Below are 20,578 nucleotides of genomic sequence, written 5' to 3'. Positions count from 1 at the left end.
TTATAAATGACTTAACTCCTGTTTATCTCTTCCACGATAGTTTCCAAATCGACTAAGCTGGCACAGGTAAGCACCGCACTCATCGTGACCCCCAAAATACCATGTAAGTTCAGGTTTTGGCCTGTAAGATACAAATTCGGCAGCCTGGTAGCTGCAGGAATCATTGACTTTAACGGTTCTCTTGCATCTTTAACAATTCCGTACATACTACCTTCCGGAATATTCAGGTAATCCCGGTATGTAAGTGGCGTGGCTACATACATCGCATGAATGCAGCTCCGCAGGTGCGGATATTGCTGAGATACCATATCCAGCAGCTTTTCAGCCTTCTCCTTTTTAAATTCCTGGTAACTGGCGTCCCTTTCATGTGGCTTATCGTCGGTATTGAAGGTATCATGCCATTGCGCCACATCTTCGTAACGCATATAGGTCATAATAGACAGGTTATCAGCATACTGCTCCTTACCTGTACCTGCAGATACGAACATCGCATAGGTCTGCGGCCAGTTGTCCGCCGTATAATTAATGCCATCCCATGCATTGGAAGTGGCATGATGATAGATGTTATGATTCAGATACGGGAATGTACCCGGCTTTAGTATTACGTTGATCATAAAGGTACCCGGCGTATTTTCCAGCGAGTTAATACGGCTCTTATACGCATTACGAAGCCCTTCTCCCTTTACCATACCAATGGTACGCACAGGATGCAGACCTGAAATAAAGTATTTACCGCCCACCTCCTGACCATTTTCCAGTACAATGTGGCTCACCTTCCCTTCTGACTCAACAATCGATTTTACTTCTGTATTACGAATGATATCGCCACCCTGTGCACGGATAGTCTTGCTCAGGCTGCGCGCAATAACAGAACCTCCATCTACACATTTCCAGGCACTTTCTATATAGCTATGTTGTACCAGGGCATGTACATATAAAGGTGTTCTGTCAGGATAACCCGCATAGAGCATGTTATTACCTGCCAGTACATTTTGCAGGCGTTCATTGCTCGTAATACTACGCAGGAATGCCGAGACCTCCTCCCCCATCACACTTTCCTTTTCTGCGGCATTCCCCAGTCTCATATTGAAGAGCGGGAACTTGCCACATACTTCTTCCAGTTTATCCACATAAGCATGCAGGGCTTCCTTTTCTTTTGGAAAATCGGCTACCAGTTGCTGAATAAAATTTTCCCTGCCCTGGGCCATCTTATATACATGCTGCTCATTGCCAAAAGAGATATGATCGAAACCATCTATCTCCATCCGCAGCAACTTCATGTTATTGAACACGCCCAGATAACGAAATACTTTGTGTAGGGTCTGTCCTTCTTCCAGGCCACCAATGTAGTGCACACCGGAATCAATAATAGCTTTGTCGCGCGAATAGGTTTGCAGGCAACCACCTATCTGTCTGTTTTTTTCAAATAAACAAACACGATAACCATACTTGCCGAGGATGGCTCCGCAAACTAAACTGCCCAGGCCACTTCCGATAATTATGACATCATATTGCTGCATCTTCAGGGGGTAACTTTTTAATGATAAAAATAACATTCGAGGTATAACGCGTGTTATCAATTTTCTCCATCACCGCGCCATTAGCTGCCACAATGCGGGCAATTGCTGATGAGGAAAAGAAAGACAAGGGCTTATCTTTTGTCTTGTTGAACCCGAGCAGTTTGGTGGAAAAGAATTCAGTGAGACGGGTTCCCTCATGTCTTTCTTTGAGGTCACTGTCTCCATCCCTCACAATGATCACCCCACCCGGTTCCAGTTGATTGATGCACGCTGACAATACTTTCTCCTGCTCGTTCGCTTGCAGGTAATGCAATACATCTGTAATGATGAATGCATCGTACTCGTCAAATGTATAATTGGTTACGTCTACGCATTCGAATGACAGCTGCTCTCCTCTCAGGTAGCCATGCTGCGCGGTGATGATTTTATCTTCATCATAATCGATCCCTTTCACAATCCTGCCAGATGACATCCAGTGAAGCATATAGCTCAGGAATCCATATCCGCAACCTACATCCAGTATACGGCCCTGCTTTGGCAACAACTCATCAAAGAGCTCATAGTTGCCTTCCAGCTTTGTTTTGATACGCATGTACCATTCCAACACCGGGCCTTTGTAAATGTAGTTATAGATCATCTGTTCACGATAATATGCAGGTGTTTCAATCGTCTGACGCAGCACTTCATGCTCAGCTTTGAAATAACGGCTGATCTCTTTGGTACGTGCGGCATAGTTATCACCAGGTGCAATACGAGGCAGGTATTTCACGGTGATCTGACCGTCTTTGAGCAGAAAATCGTTCTTGCTCATGGTATAACCTGTACCGTGAATGAGGATAGGTAGTATATCCAGCCCTAATTGTTCTGCAATATAAAAAGCTCCTTTGTGGAAGCGTTTCATCTTACCGTCAGGTGAACGTGTACCTTCCGGATATACCACGATAGAGTATCCATTGGCTACCTGTTCTTTCAGCTTTTCGATACTTCCTTCTGCACCCTCTGCTACCGGGTAGTAATCTGCCATCCTTACCACCGCACCAAATACAGGGGAGTTCCATACCCATTCACTGGTCAGCAATATTACGTTTGGATGCAGCATAGTAGACACCAGGATATCGAGAAATGACTGATGATTACTGATGATCACAGCTGGCTTATCCAGCTTTTCACCCAGTGGATTAATGATCTTCTTTTTCACATTACCCATGATATAGATCACAGACCATGTGTATTTTGACAACACGCGATGATACAATCGCTTACCTGTTTTCCTGTTGAATGGATGGATGCGGAGCAGGAACCATCCTATCGCTGTCATCAGCAGACAGCCAAAGGTGAAGTATGTAAATGCAAATACAGATTTCAGCCAGCCATGCAGTGTCCAGGGTGCTCTGCCCTTACTCACCCGGTTCGTTATAAGCCAGTTGAACAGGAATGGAATCAATACCTGTGATACCAATACCACAGAACTGATACCAATGATAGAGATCAATGCCAGCGACTTCAGGGAAGGATGCTTTGCAAAGATCATTACACCCAGACCAATGATTGTCGTGATAGCAGAAAGGAAAATGGAAGAACGGAATGAAGAAAGGTTTTCATCTTTACCCGTCTTATATCGCTGCAATAAACCATCCATGGTAAAAATGCTGTAGTCGTCACCAAGACCAAAGATGAATGTACTGAGGATAATATTTACGATGTTAAATTTAATCCCGAACAAACCCATAATACCTAAGATCCATACCCAGCTGATGGCCATGGGGATAAAGGTGATGATGGTAAGTTCTATACGGCCATATGAGAGTAATAATGCAAAGAATACGAGCAATGAAGTCATCCAGGCGATTCGGCTGAACTCACTTTGTAATACCACTACCAGGCGGTTCGTTACATATTGCTTATCCAGGATGGTGGTATTGGGATCATGCTCCAGCTTTTCGTAAACCGTTTTCTTTTGGGCAGGGTCTACTTTTAGCAGGGTCACCAACGATACCTTGCCATGTTTTTCTGTGATGAAATCGCCTAAGGTACCTGTACGTAAATTATGTAAAGTTGCATCCGGAATAGTTGTAAAATCCTGTGTGAGCCACTGTGCAAAGGCATCGAAGGCAGCGGATTTAAACCCGACAGCAGGACCATGTTGCTGCATATAGGCAATTACCTGTTGTTTCTTCTCAGGTGTCCAGTAAGCATTCCATCTTTGTATGCGGCGTTGTTGTTCCTGGTTGGAAAGCAACAATACATTTACACCTGTATACTTTTTCACTGCTCCCTGTTGCTGTAACTGGTTCACCTTTGGCAACAGTGCTTCACTGCGTTGCAAGGCTGTTTCCAGGTCAGGGGCCTCGGTGATTAAGTATACGGATTGTGCAGTATAAGCATTAACTTTATTAAGCGTCGTTTCAGCTTCTTTGAGCTCAGGACGCATAAAGTTCATACGCATCATATCACTTTCAAAACCTACATTCTTCATGGTGAAGAAGAAGATCACCGTCAATACGAGAATACCGCCTACCAACCATTTATTCTTCTCTGGTTTGTAAGTTGAGATCTTATCTAACCAGGTATCATGATGAACAGTTATATCCGTTTTTTTCCCCAGCACAATCAGGTGTGGCAAGAAAACCAAAGAGAACAAAGCAGCACCAATCAAACTAAATGCAGCAAAAATGCCCACATCCTGCAATATGGGAGACTCTATAAACTGCAAACAAAGAAAGCCTCCGATCGTTGTAAAGCTTCCGATTGTCATAGGGGTAGCCAGGTCATTGATCACCTCGCGGATGTCGGGGAAATGGCGATAGTGGTTAAATACGTGTAAGGAGTAGTTAATCGCAATACCCAATACGACCGCACCTACCCCCAATGCAATACCTGAGATACTTCCCTGCACCAGCCAGATACATGCCAGTGAAAATAATCCACCAAACACCACCGGCAACATCAGTAATAGGGCAGCTCTCTTCTTTCTGAAGTACAGCGGTATCAATATCACGAACACAACAATCGTAATGCTCAGGGTCAGGATCAGGTCTTGCTTTAGCTGGATTGCATTACCTGCTGATACAGCTGTGCCCCCAAAACAGGAAGCTGTCGTAAAGGAATGCTGTTGTTGAAGGGAATCGATCTGCGCCTGTAATTCTTTTAAGAACACTGTATTCTTTCCCGTTGCACTGGGAGGGAATTTAGGTGTAATAAACAGCAGGATGTGCTGATGGTCTTTCGTCATGATATAACCATCATATAGCTCAAAGTGATCGTCGTACTGTAAGTGTTGGAGTTTCTTAATCCCCAGCCAGGACATACCGGTAGGGTCTACCGCGATCACCTTTTTCACAACCATACCAGCCGGTGAGATCAGGGTATTATAATTGTTTTGCAGTGATTGTTGCAGGCGATCCGGGGTGATGAGAGAATCGATGCGCTTGTAATCCTGTTCTTCCAGGAATACGGGCAGGTGCTCCTGCATCACCTGCATCATATCCAGTACCGTACTATCCTGTACCTGTGCCTGGATCTGGCTCACCCATGGTGCCAGTCTTACATGCGCGTAATCCGTCAGTTCAGCTGCAAATGCGGTCAAACTATCCGGCTGCGCAACAGCTGTACTATCTTTCTGTGAAATTGTAATGACCAGCTTATCAGCAAAATGGCTATCGTTGAACACCTGCTGCAGCTTATCAAGGGTTTTATCCTGTGGCAGAATACGGGTAATGTCCTCTTCCAGCCTGATCTGCCATGCACCAATGCCTACCAGCACGAAACTGAAGAGCATACAGGCCCAGCACCATGCTTTGTGACGATCAAAGAAATTGTATATGCCGACGAATAATTTGCCCATACTAATAATGCTTAACTAAATTGGCTGGTCTTGTTTTACAGGATCGTTCCTGAATATAGAAAGTAATGCATACACAATCAATCCTGCCAGCAGGCCGGCCACAATCGAAAGCGTAATACTACCATAGAGATATTGTTCAAAGTTCATCTTCACCGTTTCAAAACTCAGTTGCTTGCTGAAGTTAATAGTGGTGCTGCCATTCTTCATCCAGAACTTACCTGTCAGGAAGCTAGCAAAGATGATAAAAGGAATCATGGGTGGTACGCTGATATTACAAGCTATCAGTACCAGGGCCTTGTTCAGTTTCAACCTCGCCGCCAGCAGGTAAGCGCTCAGCAGCTGAAAACCCCAGATAGGAACGATGCCCAGGAATACGCCCAACCCGATGGCTGCGGCTTTCTTCGCATTGGATTCATTCCTGTTCAGAATATGATCATTCCAGATCGTTTTCCAGTTCTCCTTTTTAAAAAGATACAGGATAAAGTCGCGAGGCTTGATATACAGGAACGTGATCAGTACCAGTACCGTGTTCAATACACTGATACGGGAAAAATCGCGCAGCGGCCGGAAATGAGAGACCCTTTCATCAGCCGGCGGATAATACACCTTTACAGGCGCCGAATCAATACCGATTCCCTTCCAGGCACAACGCACCATCACTTCTATTTCAAATTCATACTTGGTACACCAGAAGTGCATGCCCTGCATGGCGTATACCGGATACAGGCGGTAACCGGATTGTGTGTCCGGCATTTTTAAGCCTGTTTCCACATAGAACCAGAAGTTGGAAAACTTATTGGCAAACGTGTTTTTCCCAGGCATGTTTTCCTGTTGCAGGTTACGTGCACCAATTACAATGGATTTAGGATGTGTGCTCACCTTTTCCAGCATCACCGGCAGGTCTGAGGCAAAATGCTGCCCGTCAGCATCCATGGTGATCACATAGTCATAACCCTGCTGCACAGCGTATTTAAAGCCTCTGCGCAGGGCAATACCCTTTCCTTTGTTAGGCATGTATTCCACCCGCTGCACATGCGGACACTCATCCAGGATAGCTGCAGTATTATCTGTGCTGCCATCATTCACCACAATTACGTGGTGGGTATAAGACAACACATCCAGCAGCACGTTTTTTAGCGTGCCCGCATTATTATAAGTAGGAATCAGTACGGCTACTTTGCGTGCCGAAAACTGATCGTTGTATATTGGCTGTTCCGTCATGAGGCGGCTACGAATGTTCCCTGAAATTTCATAAATGTGAGCTCCTCAAACTTTAGCGAGGCAGTCACTTTAATATCTCCATCCTGTTCCCTGTACTGGATAGTTACGTCTATCTGCGGATGCGCATTTGGATCGATCATGTTCAGGAACTTCATCTGGCTGGCTTTTTTGAGCACTACCTGATGCTGTAATTTCCTTTCCAGTAATTCCTGTACGGTTTGCATCATCGTCACACCAGGTACCACAGGGCGACCGGGAAAATGGCCTTCAAATACAGGATGCTGCGCATGCAGCACGATACGGTAAGTGGCGCTATCTGCGGCCTCCTGTAATGTCTGTTCCAGTGTATATAATTTTCCTGCTAACATTATTTCTGTACGCGTTGTAATGAAATATTAAATTTAAAACCCTGATGCCTGATCAGGATCGTATCCGGCACACCGTTCTTATAATCCCTGAGCCAGGCCTTCACTACCGGTTTGCGGGAAGATGATTTCTCTATTCTCTCCAGCTTTGTACAGCTGGTGTCGGTGATATAATAGTTGTTACCTTTTGCTGTAGGCACGACTACATAGCGCAGTGCCCCCTCCTGCTTCACGCTTGCCTTTGACAGATCAGGTTGTAACAATACCAGCTCAAAATCCCCTCTCAGTGTTTTTACGACTGCTTTCTTATCCATCTTGTCCATCATATAATGCTTGATGAACTGACCATCTTTCGTAAACTCAAAGTCGAAGAACTTAAAGCCCATTTCATTGGCGAATACCACACGCTGACTGCTATCAGGCATTTGCTTGAAGAATAACAGGCCACTCAGGTGATGCTTCATCACATCTACCTGTGTGCTATACAGCGTATTGTCAAATTGTGGCCTGAACTGCGTAATGCAGGCAGGATCGCCAGTGGTCTGTTGCAGGCCCTTATAAACATTGGTACAGCTGGTCAGTATGCATAACAGCAACAGACTATTTAGCAGCAAAGGTCGCATCCGGTATATTTACATTCAGTTGTTTGTGCAGGAAACTGATGGTGGTATTATCACCACCTGCTTCATACATCTCAATCTTATTCACAGTCAGATCTTTCTTATCTACCAGCAGTACGATGGTTTTAAAGTACTGCGCCAGCTGCTTATTTACTGGTGTCATTTCCAGCAGGTAGCCGGTGCCGTTCTCCAGGATATTAGTTTTGAATGCTGCATTGTCTACAACATTGCCCTGTACACAATCCACCGTGATCTTGTTGATCTGTTCGAACAGCTTGTTGCCCTTGGTAGATACATGGCTTTCTTTCTGACCATCTTTGGTCTTTATGTCTTTGCCATTCATCACCAGCAGGTAGTACGATGGCGTATTGTACTCCATTCTTACCTTATTCTCTTTCTTAAACCAGAACTTGCCTTTGGAGGTGATCTTGTCTGCCAGCATGCTCAGGTTCTTTTCCTGCACGAAGTCACATTGTATAGACTGTGTCTGACGGGAGGCAGCGGCAAACTGCTGTTTGAAACCAGCTATATCTGCTACCGGTTTGTATCCCGGATGTTGTTGGGCATTTGCCTGCGCCACACCACACATCATAATCAATGCTATTATCCATCTACGCATATGCGGGTATATTTAGTAATTGATCAATTCTTTTGATAGTATATCCCTGTTCACGAATATGCGCGATCAATGACGGCAGTATTGCTACTGTAAGGGGTATTGAATCGTGCATAAGGATGACAGCGCCGGGTTTCAGGCCGGACAAAATTCTGTTCATCAGTTCATCCGCCTGTTTGGCTACAGTATCCAGTGAACGGATATTCCAGCCAACAGCTGTATATTTTCCTCTCTGTACAGCCCTCCGCACATTAGGGTTCGTCACCCCATACGGAGGGCGGAAAAGCCTTGGCCTTTTGCCTGTCACCTGCTCAACGGCAGTATCGACCTGTTGCAACTCTGCCAGCATTCTGGAAGCAGGGAATAAGTCGAACCAGAAGTGATGTGAAAAACTATGATTGCCTATCACATGACCTTCTGTATCTATTCTTTTCAGCAGGGCTTCCTGTCCGGCTATCCTGTTGCCAATGCAAAAGAAAGCTGCAGGCGCCTGTGCTTTGTGTAAGATATCAAGTATTTGAGGGGTAAACGCTGTGAGGGGCCCATCGTCAAATGTAAGGGCCACTACTTTCTCTGAAGTATCAGCAGCACATACTGCTTTCAGGAAAAAACCTGACCGGATCTGCATAGCACCCCATACGAGTGCGCCGGAATAAGGAATGAACAACAGTACAAATGCCCACCATGGCAGTGACAGCCATAGAAACAGTGCAATAAGTGCAATCAGGGCGATATTTGTATTCCGGTGTGTCAGCATATAGATAAGAGGATCATCGAGTGATGCGAGGCATCGTGATGATTGTATAACAGTACCCTTTTAATGGCCGACGGTGGATTGCCTTTGAATAACACTGCTGGTGTTACTTCCTGGCTGGCAATGATCCTGCTGGCCATCCAGGTACCAAATGCACCCGCAGTTGGATATTCTCCACACAGATGCTTAAAATGAGCAACAGGCAATGAAGGAAATACATTGTTTTCCACATGCTCATACCATGCATCACCTACCGGATCTCCGTTACGACCTGTAATTACCAGGTCTACATCTTCCTGGCTGCAATTGTGGGCTGCAAGGAAACCAACGATATCAGCAGCTACTTCTTCAAAAGAACCTGGTTTATATAACACAGATACTCCTTTCAGTTTGGCAACGGCATTAGGACCTTTCTCTGTACTCAACACAAAGCAGGCCGCACCTTCGCCGGCAGCCGTGTGTTTAAATAAATTGAAGCGGGAGAGGATGTTGAAACTGTGATTGGTCAGCTCATCCATCGCTCCTGCCAGTATATTGGAGATCTTTCCCTCGCGCAGCTGCATGATGCTGTCAATGAGCGTATGCTCAAAGGAAAAACCTTTATGTACGAAAGTATTGTTGTAAGCATGACATTCCAGGAGGAGCGCGATCTGGCCGGCCACTGTATTGTGGGTAGACTGAATGAAAGCGGTAGGTGTCAGCATTTCCTCCTGCTGGTTAATCATCTTGGTGAGGAACACACCTGTATCATCCAGGCAACCATAAGCAGTGCCGGTGATGATCCCTTCCGGTTTTTTAATACCTGCTTCCCGGAGGCTCAGTTGTGCTGCGGCTACGCCCATTTTAATGACACGGCTCATCCTGCGGATCATCTTAATGTCGATCCATTGTTTGTAATCAGGTTCTGCCGCTTTGAGACGGACATTGTCAAACACAGGTGCGGCCGAGGGCAAACGCCCTTCCACCGCTGTCTCCAGCGGCGATACACAACCCGTTCCGTTGATATAAATGTTCATAGTTACGCACTAATTTCCTTCGAGAAGACAAGGCTGGAACAGTTTCCGCCGAATCCAAAAGAGTTTGACATCACATTGTTGATCACATTGCCTTCAGAAAATACTGTCACAGGCGAAAAGTGCAGTTCTTTCATTTGATGGCTGAACCTGGCATTTGGATAGAGGTAGCCCTCTTTCACAGCCACTGCGGCAAATACCGCTTCTATTCCTCCACTGGCACCCAGTGTATGGCCGGTGAATGATTTGGTACTGCTTACCGGTGGTACCGCATTACCAAATAAACGCTGGATGGCTGTACCTTCTGACAAATCGTTGTTGAGGGTACCAGTACCATGCAGGTTGATATAACTCATATCCTCCGGGCTGATCCCGGCCATTTCCATTGCCTGCTGCATCGCCAGGTAGTTTCCTATCCCATCAGGTGAGGAAGCCGTCTGGTGATAAGCATCATTGGCATTGGCATAACCGGTAAGCCTGCACCAGGGATGGATGTCCACTTTCTGTGCAATGGCATCGCTCACCATAACGATATAGCCGGCACCTTCTCCTAAATTCAGACCAGTGCGGGTATCGTCAAATGGACGACAAGCCTGCTGATCCAGGATCATGAGGGTGTTAAAGCCATTGAGTGTAAAGCGGGTCAGGGCATCCGTTCCCCCTGCTATTACCACGTCTACCAGGTTGTTTTTGAGCAACCTGGCACCATACATAATAGCATTTGCTGAAGAGGAGCAGGCAGTACTGATCGTAGATACATGATGGCGTATACCAAGCGTATCGGCTACCAGTTCAGTGATGCTGCCGCATTCGTGGTTGACTACATCGCGCAATCTGCCGGATTGATTATCCTGCAGGTATTCGGCGAAGAAGTCTTCCGTTTTATCCATACCTCCCACGGTATTGGCAGAGACGAGGCCTACCCGGTATTCGCGGATATTACCTAGTTGCGCACTTTCCCATGCCTCCTTTGCAGCGACTGCACTAAGCAGCGCAGTTCTGCTGATGTGGGCCGGAAGCCCTGACTTTACAGCCAGCGCAGCATTGTCAGCTTTTACTTCTACTACCGGAAAGCTGTCGCGATGTGTGGAGGTCAGGTATTGCATAGTGCTCATACCTGGCTTCATCTGCCGGAAAGAGGCAATACATTCGGGTACGTTGTTACCAATACCGCAAATGACACCGCCGCCTAATACCCAAACATCGTGTTCGCTCATGGTCTATTGTTTTTGTGGTTGGTTCGCCGTGATAAAATCGGCGATCGTACGCACGGAATAAAAGATCTCAGGACCCTTTTCAGGATTTGCAATACGAATGCGGTAATGCTGTTGCAGCAGAACAATCAGTTCCAGTGCATCGATGGAATCCAGGCCCAGGCCATCTTTGAACAGGGGCATATCGTCGCCGATGTCCTCCGGTTTTACTTCCTGCAGGTTCAGTTGCTCTACGATCTGGGCTTTGAGTGTAGCCATCAATTTTTCCATGATAATGTTATTTAGTATGTCGTGTTTCGTTTTGCAAAACACAGTTGGACACCATGCAGTGTCCTAAAAATTATTGAATGCCCTCTACCTGATGAAGGATCACCTCGTACTCACTTCCCATCACCTCCACCCATCCACACAATACAGCACTTACTGCACCTTCTGTCAGCAATTGTTTTGTATAATTCATCAGCAGCGCCTCATCATAGGTATCTGAAGTAAAGAATGCATTCTCTCCTTTAAATCCATGACGGATGCTGATCTCTCCCATCACAATATTTGCCAGCGTGTATACAAACAAAGCCGGACTCGGAAATTCCTTAATAGAATCAAAATAACGCAGGTCTGTATCCAGACTGGCACTACGATTAGCTAAGATCAGTCCTACCTGCTCAGGTGCATACCCGGTAAACGGTCGGTGCTGTAACAGGGCTTCTGCAGCCAGCCATCCCAGTTTACTGAGATGATCCATCTTATGAAATTTGGGATAATGCCCTGAAAAATGATCATATGCTGCCCGCAAAAAATCAGGCAATGACTGATCTTCTCCTGTCTCAAAGACCACTACATCGTTCCTGTAAATCCGGTTATTCCGGATCACCACCCTTCCTGTTATATTTAGCCCGGTGCTATCCAAGTTTAAAGATTTTTACCTTCTTCTTCTATCTTCTCAATCAGTTCAATGGTACGTGCCAGCCGCTGTAATCCCTTCTCGTGGTTCTGTACATACGGATTGCTTTCATCCCATACATAACCCGCCAGTACAGAGCAGATCTGGTTCTTCACATCCTGCTGAATATTTTTTGCAAAGAAGATCTTATCCAAAGTTCCCTCATACCATGCCATCACATATGAACGGAAGGTATTTACGCCCTGCAGGGTAGGCTGCATATATTCCTTTTCCCAGTCTACAGCTTCGCCTTTCAGCTTGCGGATCACCAGTTTGGACGCTGTTTGTGCAGACACGCAGGCCAAAGTTACACCTGATGAGAATATTGGATCCAGGAACTCGGTCACGTTACCAGTCAATACAAATCCTTCGCCATAGAACTTATCTGTCGTAGCAGACCAGGATTCCAGGATACGTGGCTCAAATACCAGCTCTACATCTTTAAAACGCTCCCTGGTATAAGGTTCTGCCGCCAGCATAGCACGGAATTGCTCTTCCGGTGTACCTGCAAACTCACTGTGGAAAGAAGGATCGCTCACAAAACCTACAGAGGTATTACCGGAACTGAATGGAATGATCCAGATCCAGGTACCCGGTCTGTGCACCACCGCGGTGATGCGGTTGGGTTCATCGTATTGTGCCCTGTTTACATCTACCGTGTGGGCAAACAATGCCTTGCGTGGTTGTAAATCAGAATTCTTTTCCAGGTTAAAGAGGCGTGGAATCACCCTACCATAGCCACTTCCATCTACTATAAAACGGGCTTCGATCTCATACTTTTTGCCATCAGCTTCTTCTACTGTGGTAACAGAATCGGAGCCACTGAATTCAATATTAGTAACAGTGGTATTATAACATACCGGCACCCCCATCGCTTCAACGGCATCAGCCAGTGCCTTATCGAAATCAGCCCTGGTTACCTGCCAGGTCCAATCCCAACCCTTTGTATATTGTTCTTTGAAAGTAAAATCACAGATCCTGTCGCCCTTCACGAACTTGGCACCAGACTTCTGCTGGAAACCCTGTGCCTTTACCGCATCGATGAACTTTGCTTCTTCCAGCGCTTCCATACTGCGGGGCAACAAACTCTCCCCGATCACAAAACGGGGAAACTGCAATTTCTCGACGATTTTCACAGAATAGCCTGCCTGCTTAATGATAGAAGCAGCTACAGTTCCGGAAGGACCGGCACCAATGACCAGTACGTCTACTTTTTCTCTCATTTTTGACACTTTAAGAGGGTATAATTTAAGCCCAATTCGTTATTTTCCTCTACAATACGCAAACCTGCATCAGCAATGCATTTGAAGAAATCGTCAGTGTGATACATCTGACTGTTCCCATTGGCCATAGCGGTAAAGTATAGGCTGGTTTGCTGCAGGCTAAATGCCGCTGATTTAAAACGCTGCCTGTTCCAGAATGGTTCCAGGATATAGATCGTACCGTTTTCTGTCAGTGCTTCGCGGCAACGTTTCAGGATAGATACAATTTGTGCTTCGGAGAAGCAGTCAAGGAACTGGCTCATCCAGATCGCATCGAATCCCTGTGGGAAAGGCAGGCTTTCATCCAGGATATTCGCTTCATGGAAAGATACACGATCCGCTACTCCCTCATCCTTCATTTTTTGCGCTGCAATTTCAATTTCACCTGGCAGGTCAAACATGGTTACACGTACATCTGCATCATGTTTTGTACATGCCAGTGTCCACTTCCCTGTATTACCGCCAATGTCGAGCAGGGTGCGGGGTTTATTGGCAAATACGATCTTCAGTGCCTGTGGAAAGGCGAGATCGGAATAATAGTGGTCAAAATCAAACCAGCTCTTGCCTATTTCAGGTGGCAACAGCGGTAAACCCGGGTAAATTGTATCCCATGGACCCAGTTCTTTCAAACCTGCCGGACGGCCTTCCTGCAAACTTTCCTTCAGGTGGTTCATACCCAGGTAACAGATGTCCTGGGAGAAATCCATATTGATACGGGTCAGCCTGTCATGCTGAATAAAGTACCCTGTCTTCGTCAGTGAATACTTCTTCTGTTCGCTCACGATCAGCAATTCCATCCCCAGACCAGCCTCCAGCAATACACGTACAGCGTATCGAGACAGTTTTACCTTCTCTAACACTTCTTCAATCGTCAGGCCTCCAGGACCACTGTTGCTGATCTCTTCCAGGATACCAAAATCACGCAATGCGCGGGTGGCCTGAAATGCGATCGGTGCAAATGCCAGTCTCAGTGCTGCTTCCTGTGCCTGTAGGGCTGTCTTTGTTTCTTTACTAAAAAGCTCCATGCTGTGTGTATATCTATTTAGAAAATACCATCGCAGCATTACACCCTCCAAATCCCGACACTGTTTTCAGGAAATGCTGCATTGGTTTGTAGGTTATCTGATTATTGATTAACACCGGCTGACTTACACCCAGTGTTTCAAATCCCAGGGTAGGGATCACGGTATCCTGCTGTAATGCCTGCATGCCGATAATTGATTCTATCAGGCCGGCAGCACCCAGGGTATGTCCATAGTATCCTTTCAGACTATTCACTGGTATGTCCAGCAAACCTGCGAGATGCAAGGCCTTGGACTCCATCTCATCATTATACATAGTAGCTGTACCATGTGCAGATACAAATCCTATATCCGATGGCGTTACACCTGTACCTTTCAGTGCCTGCCCCATCGCATAACTCAGTTCTGCGCCTGTACGGCTGGGCCCTGATATGTGGTTGGCATCGTTTGTTACTGCACCTGCACCCACCCGGATACCCATATCCCGAATAGTTAGCAGCACAGTAGCAGCCCCTTCTCCCAATGTTACGCCTTTACGGGAAGCATCAAATGGCTTGCAGGGCTCCGGGCTTACTGCCTGAAATGACTGGAAACCGGACAATACAAACTTCGTCAGTACATCTGCTCCCGTTACTATTGCCTGATCATACCTTCCTGACAGGATCAGCCTACGGGCCGTAAGGATCGCCAGCAAACCGGAGATACAGGCATTGCTGACCACAATCGGATCAGCTGTATAACCAAAGTGATTAGCTACCTTGCGGGCAGTATGGGATAACTCCATTTCCGCCATCACAGGGTTTTGCTGTTCTTCCAGCAGTTCGATATTTCCTTTGGTAGTAGATACGATGAACGCAGTACGTCCATCGTTAATATCTACACTGGCCTGATCTAACACCTGCTGTACAGAACGGATCAGCATCTGTTCAAAACGTGTAAAGGCAGGCATATTCAGCTGTCCGGGTGCAAACATGGCAGCATGAAAAGGACCCGGCGAAAAAGCCGGATCATCATGCAGGCGGATCCCGCTCTGCCCATTGCATACCTGTGCAAAATTTTCAGCTGTCGTACTGCCCAGCGGAGAAAAGATATTATCTGCCGCTACATACACATTCCTCATATCCGCTCATTTATATGAATCTGCTACAGCTGACCATGCTCCCTTTTCCATTGCTCAAAAAAAGGAGGCAGGGTCAGTTGTAATGAATTTGCCTCTACATCAAGAAATACCTGCATAGAACTACCGTCCGCCACCAGTTCACCGGTGGCAGCATTGTATAACTTATACTCAAACTTCAGTTTGGCTGCCCGGGTATTTATATAGGTGGTTTCTACTATCACACGGTCGCCATAGCGTAAAGAGCGTTTGTAATTACAATCCACCTTTACTACCGGCACCGAATAACCATGATTATATATATCGAGGTAACGGAACCCATACTTTTCTCCAAAAGCTTCACGGCCATCTTCAAAATAGCGTATGTAGTGACCATGCCATACTATTCCCAGCGGATCTGCTTCGTTAAACCTAACCAGTATATTGGCCTTTTCCGTTAGTGTCGGGTACATATATTCATCTGTTTTATCACACCGCCTTCTTGCCTTTTTTGGCCTTCGGCTTTGCGGTATCCGCTTTTGGCGCTTCCGCTACCTTTTCTTCAGGAGCTGCTGCGGCTGCGTTAGCCCAGTCCTTATATTTATCGGTACTTATTGTGTGTAGTACTTTGTAAACGGTATAAGCCCAGTAATTCCGGAAACCGAAACCCTGTGCCTTACCAGTGATCTTTTCTGAATTCAGCACCTTCTTCGTGCCCAGGTCCAACAGCACCGCATACATGGCCGCTTCCTTGTTGGTTTTGCTCATACCATCCATGATGAATACCAGCCCGATACCAGACTTGCCACTCAGGTTATACACCTTTACATGCTTTGCTATTTCCGCTGGTGTCAATGTACCCAGATCGCTGACATTGTCAGTTTTCATTTTGCTTACATTGGCATCGTCATTTACCTTATTGATCGCTTCAGTGTAATTGGTAACAGGCGCAGTTCTTTTGAAAGCGCCGGTTACATCATACTTCTTTGCCTCAGTAATGATAACAGCATTAATAGGTTCAAACTTCTCTTTAATTTCTGTAGGGGTAGCAGTTTCACCCTGGATCTTCGTCAATGAAAAGTCTACACCCAGGTAAGTGAGCGGAGTAGCAGTGTTGGCGAAAAATTCTTTCAGGGATTGCGCATAACTGGTTATGCTTGCGCTACATAACACGAACAATGTCAGCAGAAGAAAAGGTTGTTTTCTAACATGCATCATAAAGAATGGTTTTAAGTGATTAGGGGTTTATAAATATTTTGAGCTCACATTGAGCCATCACTTTTCCGTTTAACTGAACTTTTGCAGCTACCATGGTAGCGTTAAATACCTGGCTCACAATTTCCGTGGTCGTTTCTATAAAAGAACCCGCAGGCGGAAATTCAAACACTTCAAAATCTTTTACCGCACCAATAAACCCGATCGGAACAGGCGTATTTTCCTGTTGCGCTATATAGCCTACCCTGGATGCGGCAGTCTGTGCCATATTTTCAAGCAGACCGGGAGATTTAAGTACACCATCTTCTACAAACAAATTATCCGACGCTATCTGAAGGCCGGTACGCGTAATATTATCTTTTACTTCCAGAATGCCACTGACCATTACAATCGGCGCACGCTGAGGAATATATGCTGTAATATCGTCTGTATGGATGAACATCTTGCTTATTAATTGTTTTTAGGCTGTTCCCAGAAATCGTAATAATTAAACCATTGCTCAGGATACTTCTTCACCATACCTTCCAGCTCCCGCACAAAGTCCTGTACAGCCAGTTCTACCCCCTGCCGGCGCCTGCCATGATATGCATGGGGTGGCGTAGCATAGAGGTGGTAATGGGTATTGGTCTCCTTAAATGCAAAAACCAGTGATACCGGTACCCTGAAGGTGGCTGCCAGCAGAAATGGTCCTGCCGGAAAACTGGCTTCCTGCCCCATAAAAGTGGCATTCACCGTTTTATTACCTGCCAGAAACCGGTCCGCATGCATGCATACCAGCTCCTGATTGCTCAGCGCTTCATTGATGGCGTAAATGTGCGACAAATCATCCTTAATAACAATGATATTTACATTACGCTCTCCCGTTATACTGGATAAGTACTTTTTGATCCGCTCATGCTCACCGTCAAACATCACAATATTAATACGGGTCTGCAACCTCGTGAACAGGTGACCCGCTACCTCCCAGTTACCCAGGTGGGCACTGAGCATAATACCGCCCTTCCCCGCCGTGGTGATCTCCCGGAGGTATTGCTCCCCCTCGAACTCAAAGGTAAATTTATTAGACAATCCGGACATGACAATGACCTTATCGATCAGTACCTGCCCGAATACATAGTAATTCCTGTACACACTCCACAATGACCTCCACCAGCCATAACCTACCTTCGTATGAAAATATTGAAAAATAGGGCGAGATGAACTATAGGAAAATAAGAAATAATATGCGGCTACAAACCTTAATAAAATGTAGGCAGGCAATACGCCTCCATAACGTAATGTTCCAATAAAGATGCTGTACCCCAGTTTATTCCCCTTGGACTTTCCCTCCCAGGAAGCCATTATACCAGTTCTTTTTGTTTAAGACGATTGGCTACATAGTCATAAAAATCCTGGAAGGTAATAATACCCTGGAAATCTTCAGGGTTTACCTTGAAGCCGAAATTGTTTTCAATCACAACCACCAGGTCAATGTAGTCCAGGCTATCCAGGTCCAGGGTAGCCTTCAGGTTAGCATCAGGCGTCAGCGATGCCAGGTCCGCCTCAAATTCCTCCACGAGGAATGCATTCGTCGTTTGTATAATCTCTTTCTTATCCATAATCAAGTGTAAACTAACTCAGATATAGGTTGTGATATTTAAAGAATTGGTTTGGAAATAGTTCGCGTCACCTAATCGTCTTTAGTATTCCTTTATCTTCTGTACCCTTCTTAATTGTTGTGCGTTGATCTTTGCCTCAAAGTTATAATAAATACTCTAAAGTGCTGACAGTTAACAACAAGCTATTCATTATTCCACTTGCGGACTATCAGCGAGGAATTTGTTCCTCCAAATCCAAAAGAATTAGACAAAAATATATTAAAATCTTTATTAATAGTAGTGTCAGCTATATTTAATCTGGCCGCCGCCCCATCCGGATTTTCCAGGTTAATATTCGGTGCAATGAACCCATTTTGCATCATCAGCATGGAATAAACGATCTCACTCGCACCTGCCATCCAGCACTCATGCCCCGTCATAGATTTGGTGGAGCTTACATAAGGCCTGCTCTCTCCAAACACCTGGTCAATAGCCGCTGCTTCGCTGGCATCACCGGCAATCGTACTGGTCGCATGCGCATTGATGTATTCCACATCAGATGGTTTTAAACCCGCATCTTTCAGCGCAATCTCCAGGGAACGCACGGGGCCTTCGATGGTAGGATTAGAAATGTGTGCCCCATTGGATGAGAATCCGTAACCAATCAGCTCCCCCAGGATAGTCGCCCCACGGCGCTGCGCTGATTCCAGGCTTTCCAGAATCACGGTAGCCCCACCACCACTGGGTACCAGGCCATCCCTGTCTTTATCGAACGGACGGCTCGCCTTTGCAGGCTCTTTTTCCCTTACTGAAAAGGCCGCAATACCATCAAAATTACCCATGGAGTAAATATTGATCTCCTGCGCACCACCACAAATCACACAGTCCTGCATACCATTGCGGATGAACATATAACCCAGGCCAATAGCATGGGAACCACTGGCACAAGCCGCACTCACACTGAAATTAATACCTTTCAGTTTGAAGATGGTGGCCAGGTTCATATTGATCGTAGAGTTCATGGTCTGGAATACAGAACCGGAACCTACCAGCATGGTATCTTTCTTTTCACGCATGATATCCGTCGCCTCTATCACAGGTTTGGAAGAACTATCGTTACCAAACAGCAGCCCTACTTCCTTCTTTTCCAGGTAATCCTGGTCCAGACCAGCCATAGCCAACGCTTCACGGGTACTCATGTAAGCAAATTCCGCCTGCTCCGGCATCATCAACCGGGAACGACGATCCAGCATACCTTTCAGATCCGGACGGTCTACATAACCAGTCAAGCCTGAGCGATACCCAAATTCTTTCCTGGCAGGATCCAGAATAATGCCAGATTTACCTTTATATAATGAGTCTCTTACAGCTTCCAGGTTTTTCCCTATACAGGAATAAATCCCCAATCCGGTGATCACAACTCTGTTCATGGTAACATATTTTTAGTGCACCCTTTATGCGAAAATAAAAAAGTAAACGGGGATTCAGCCCAATTTGCAGGCAGGATATAATTGTGTGGTAGAGTGACAGCAATGCGCATTGGTTTACAATGAATTATGCTTTATCAGGTATACAGACCACCATTGATGGACAGTACTTCACCTGTGATATAAGCAGATGCTTTACCAGCAAAAAATGCTACCGCTTCTGCTACTTCCTCCGGGGTTCCGAACCGCTTCATAGGTACCTGGGCTGCCAGTTCCTTTTCATTCAGCTCAGCTGTCATATCAGTTTTGATAAAACCAGGTGCTACCGCGTTCACTGTTACACCACGTTTGGCGATTTCCTGCGCCAGTGCCTTGGTAGCACCAATCACCCCTGCCTTGGCAGCAGAATAATTGGTCTGACCCGGCATGCCTTTGATACCTGACAGGGATACAATATTGATAATACGTCCATAACGTTTTAACAACATATTGTTCAGCACCTGCTTGGTCACATAGAAGAATCCATCCAGGCTCGTGTTCACCACATTCCGCCATTGGTTGGAATTCATCGAAAACATCAGGTTATCTTCACGGACACCGGCATTATTCACCAGTACCTCTATTTCTTTTTCTTTGTTGGCTTCCACCCAGGTTCCCAGTACAGCCTGTACTTCCTGCTCATTCGCTACGTCAAATTGTATCGTTTCGCCGTCGCTTCCCTTCGCACGTACCGCTTCCAGCGTTTCGTTGGCCGCAGCTTCGTTGCCTTTATAATTAACAATTACATAATAGCCCATTTCAGCCATCTTCACGCATATTGCTCTGCCTATGCCCCTCGAGCCACCTGTTATTAAAGCACATTTCATCCTTTA

General features: G+C 45.9%; 21 protein-coding genes. All 21 read right to left on the bottom strand.

Going from position 1 to position 20,578, the window contains the following annotated elements:
• Positions 1-11: 11 nt before the first annotated feature.
• The 21 genes from U0033_RS27240 to fabG all read right to left on the bottom strand — a co-directional run bounded on the left by U0033_RS27240 (position 12) and on the right by fabG (position 20,572).
• Positions 12-1,520 (bottom strand): phytoene desaturase family protein, encoded by a 1,509-nt coding sequence (locus U0033_RS27240; RefSeq protein ID WP_072360010.1) that lies wholly within the window; start codon positions 1,518-1,520, stop codon positions 12-14.
• The gene (locus U0033_RS27235; RefSeq protein WP_072360012.1) at positions 1,507-5,364 is read right to left on the bottom strand and encodes a trifunctional MMPL family transporter/lysophospholipid acyltransferase/class I SAM-dependent methyltransferase; all 3,858 of its coding nucleotides are present in this window, start codon (positions 5,362-5,364) and stop codon (positions 1,507-1,509) included. The genes U0033_RS27240 and U0033_RS27235 overlap by 14 nt, the downstream gene beginning before the upstream one ends.
• 15 nt (positions 5,365-5,379) lie before the next feature.
• The gene (locus U0033_RS27230) at positions 5,380-6,585 is read right to left on the bottom strand and encodes a DUF2062 domain-containing protein (protein ID WP_072360014.1); all 1,206 of its coding nucleotides are present in this window, start codon (positions 6,583-6,585) and stop codon (positions 5,380-5,382) included.
• Positions 6,582-6,953: a hypothetical protein gene (locus U0033_RS27225; protein WP_072360016.1), complete on the bottom strand. Its 372-nt coding sequence runs from the start codon at positions 6,951-6,953 to the stop codon at positions 6,582-6,584. The genes U0033_RS27230 and U0033_RS27225 overlap by 4 nt, the downstream gene beginning before the upstream one ends.
• On the bottom strand, positions 6,953-7,573 hold the full coding sequence (locus U0033_RS27220) for a hypothetical protein (protein WP_072360018.1): 621 nt from the start codon (positions 7,571-7,573) through the stop codon (positions 6,953-6,955). The genes U0033_RS27225 and U0033_RS27220 overlap by 1 nt, the downstream gene beginning before the upstream one ends.
• Positions 7,551-8,189 (bottom strand): outer membrane lipoprotein carrier protein LolA, encoded by a 639-nt coding sequence (locus U0033_RS27215; protein WP_072360020.1) that lies wholly within the window; start codon positions 8,187-8,189, stop codon positions 7,551-7,553. The genes U0033_RS27220 and U0033_RS27215 overlap by 23 nt, the downstream gene beginning before the upstream one ends.
• Positions 8,182-8,943 (bottom strand): polysaccharide deacetylase family protein, encoded by a 762-nt coding sequence (locus tag U0033_RS27210; RefSeq protein WP_083571492.1) that lies wholly within the window; start codon positions 8,941-8,943, stop codon positions 8,182-8,184. Before U0033_RS27210 ends, U0033_RS27215 begins: the two co-directional genes overlap by 8 nt.
• Complete coding sequence (locus U0033_RS27205) at positions 8,937-9,956, bottom strand: beta-ketoacyl synthase chain length factor (protein WP_083571493.1); 1,020 nt, start codon at positions 9,954-9,956, stop codon at positions 8,937-8,939. Before U0033_RS27205 ends, U0033_RS27210 begins: the two co-directional genes overlap by 7 nt.
• Before the next feature lie 2 nt (positions 9,957-9,958).
• Complete coding sequence (locus U0033_RS27200) at positions 9,959-11,170, bottom strand: beta-ketoacyl-[acyl-carrier-protein] synthase family protein (RefSeq protein WP_072360022.1); 1,212 nt, start codon at positions 11,168-11,170, stop codon at positions 9,959-9,961.
• Positions 11,171-11,173: 3 nt separating this feature from the next.
• Positions 11,174-11,437 (bottom strand): phosphopantetheine-binding protein, encoded by a 264-nt coding sequence (locus U0033_RS27195; RefSeq protein ID WP_072360024.1) that lies wholly within the window; start codon positions 11,435-11,437, stop codon positions 11,174-11,176.
• Positions 11,438-11,507: 70 nt separating this feature from the next.
• Positions 11,508-12,074 carry a hypothetical protein gene (locus tag U0033_RS27190; protein ID WP_218164018.1) on the bottom strand — a complete coding sequence of 189 codons (567 nt, stop codon included), beginning with the start codon at positions 12,072-12,074 and terminating at the stop codon, positions 11,508-11,510.
• Between the two features lie 2 nt (positions 12,075-12,076).
• Entirely contained in the window at positions 12,077-13,330 is a 1,254-nt protein-coding gene (locus tag U0033_RS27185; protein ID WP_072360026.1) for an NAD(P)/FAD-dependent oxidoreductase, read from the bottom strand.
• On the bottom strand, positions 13,327-14,394 hold the full coding sequence (locus U0033_RS27180) for a methyltransferase (protein ID WP_072360028.1): 1,068 nt from the start codon (positions 14,392-14,394) through the stop codon (positions 13,327-13,329). Before U0033_RS27180 ends, U0033_RS27185 begins: the two co-directional genes overlap by 4 nt.
• Positions 14,395-14,407: 13 nt before the next feature.
• Positions 14,408-15,511 carry a beta-ketoacyl-[acyl-carrier-protein] synthase family protein gene (locus U0033_RS27175; RefSeq protein ID WP_072360030.1) on the bottom strand — a complete coding sequence of 368 codons (1,104 nt, stop codon included), beginning with the start codon at positions 15,509-15,511 and terminating at the stop codon, positions 14,408-14,410.
• Positions 15,512-15,534: 23 nt separating this feature from the next.
• The gene (locus tag U0033_RS27170; RefSeq protein WP_072360033.1) at positions 15,535-15,960 is read right to left on the bottom strand and encodes an acyl-CoA thioesterase; all 426 of its coding nucleotides are present in this window, start codon (positions 15,958-15,960) and stop codon (positions 15,535-15,537) included.
• A 16-nt stretch (positions 15,961-15,976) separates the two neighbouring features.
• The gene (locus U0033_RS27165; RefSeq protein WP_072360035.1) at positions 15,977-16,705 is read right to left on the bottom strand and encodes a hypothetical protein; all 729 of its coding nucleotides are present in this window, start codon (positions 16,703-16,705) and stop codon (positions 15,977-15,979) included.
• 19 nt (positions 16,706-16,724) lie between these two features.
• Positions 16,725-17,144, bottom strand: a complete 420-nt coding sequence (locus U0033_RS27160) for a hypothetical protein (protein WP_072360037.1) — start codon at positions 17,142-17,144, stop codon at positions 16,725-16,727.
• Positions 17,145-17,152: 8 nt separating this feature from the next.
• Positions 17,153-18,043 carry an LpxL/LpxP family acyltransferase gene (locus U0033_RS27155; protein WP_072360039.1) on the bottom strand — a complete coding sequence of 297 codons (891 nt, stop codon included), beginning with the start codon at positions 18,041-18,043 and terminating at the stop codon, positions 17,153-17,155.
• The gene (locus tag U0033_RS27150) at positions 18,043-18,300 is read right to left on the bottom strand and encodes a phosphopantetheine-binding protein (protein WP_072360041.1); all 258 of its coding nucleotides are present in this window, start codon (positions 18,298-18,300) and stop codon (positions 18,043-18,045) included. Before U0033_RS27150 ends, U0033_RS27155 begins: the two co-directional genes overlap by 1 nt.
• 182 nt (positions 18,301-18,482) lie before the next feature.
• The gene (locus U0033_RS27145) at positions 18,483-19,709 is read right to left on the bottom strand and encodes a beta-ketoacyl-[acyl-carrier-protein] synthase family protein (RefSeq protein WP_072360043.1); all 1,227 of its coding nucleotides are present in this window, start codon (positions 19,707-19,709) and stop codon (positions 18,483-18,485) included.
• Between the two features lie 134 nt (positions 19,710-19,843).
• Positions 19,844-20,572, bottom strand: a complete 729-nt coding sequence (gene fabG, locus U0033_RS27140; protein ID WP_072360045.1) for a 3-oxoacyl-ACP reductase FabG — start codon at positions 20,570-20,572, stop codon at positions 19,844-19,846.
• Between the last annotated feature and the right edge of the window lie 6 nt (positions 20,573-20,578).

The organism is Chitinophaga sancti (assembly GCF_034424315.1).
GTDB lineage: Bacteria > Bacteroidota > Bacteroidia > Chitinophagales > Chitinophagaceae > Chitinophaga > Chitinophaga sancti.
This window is presented reverse-complemented; position numbering and strand designations above follow the sequence as displayed.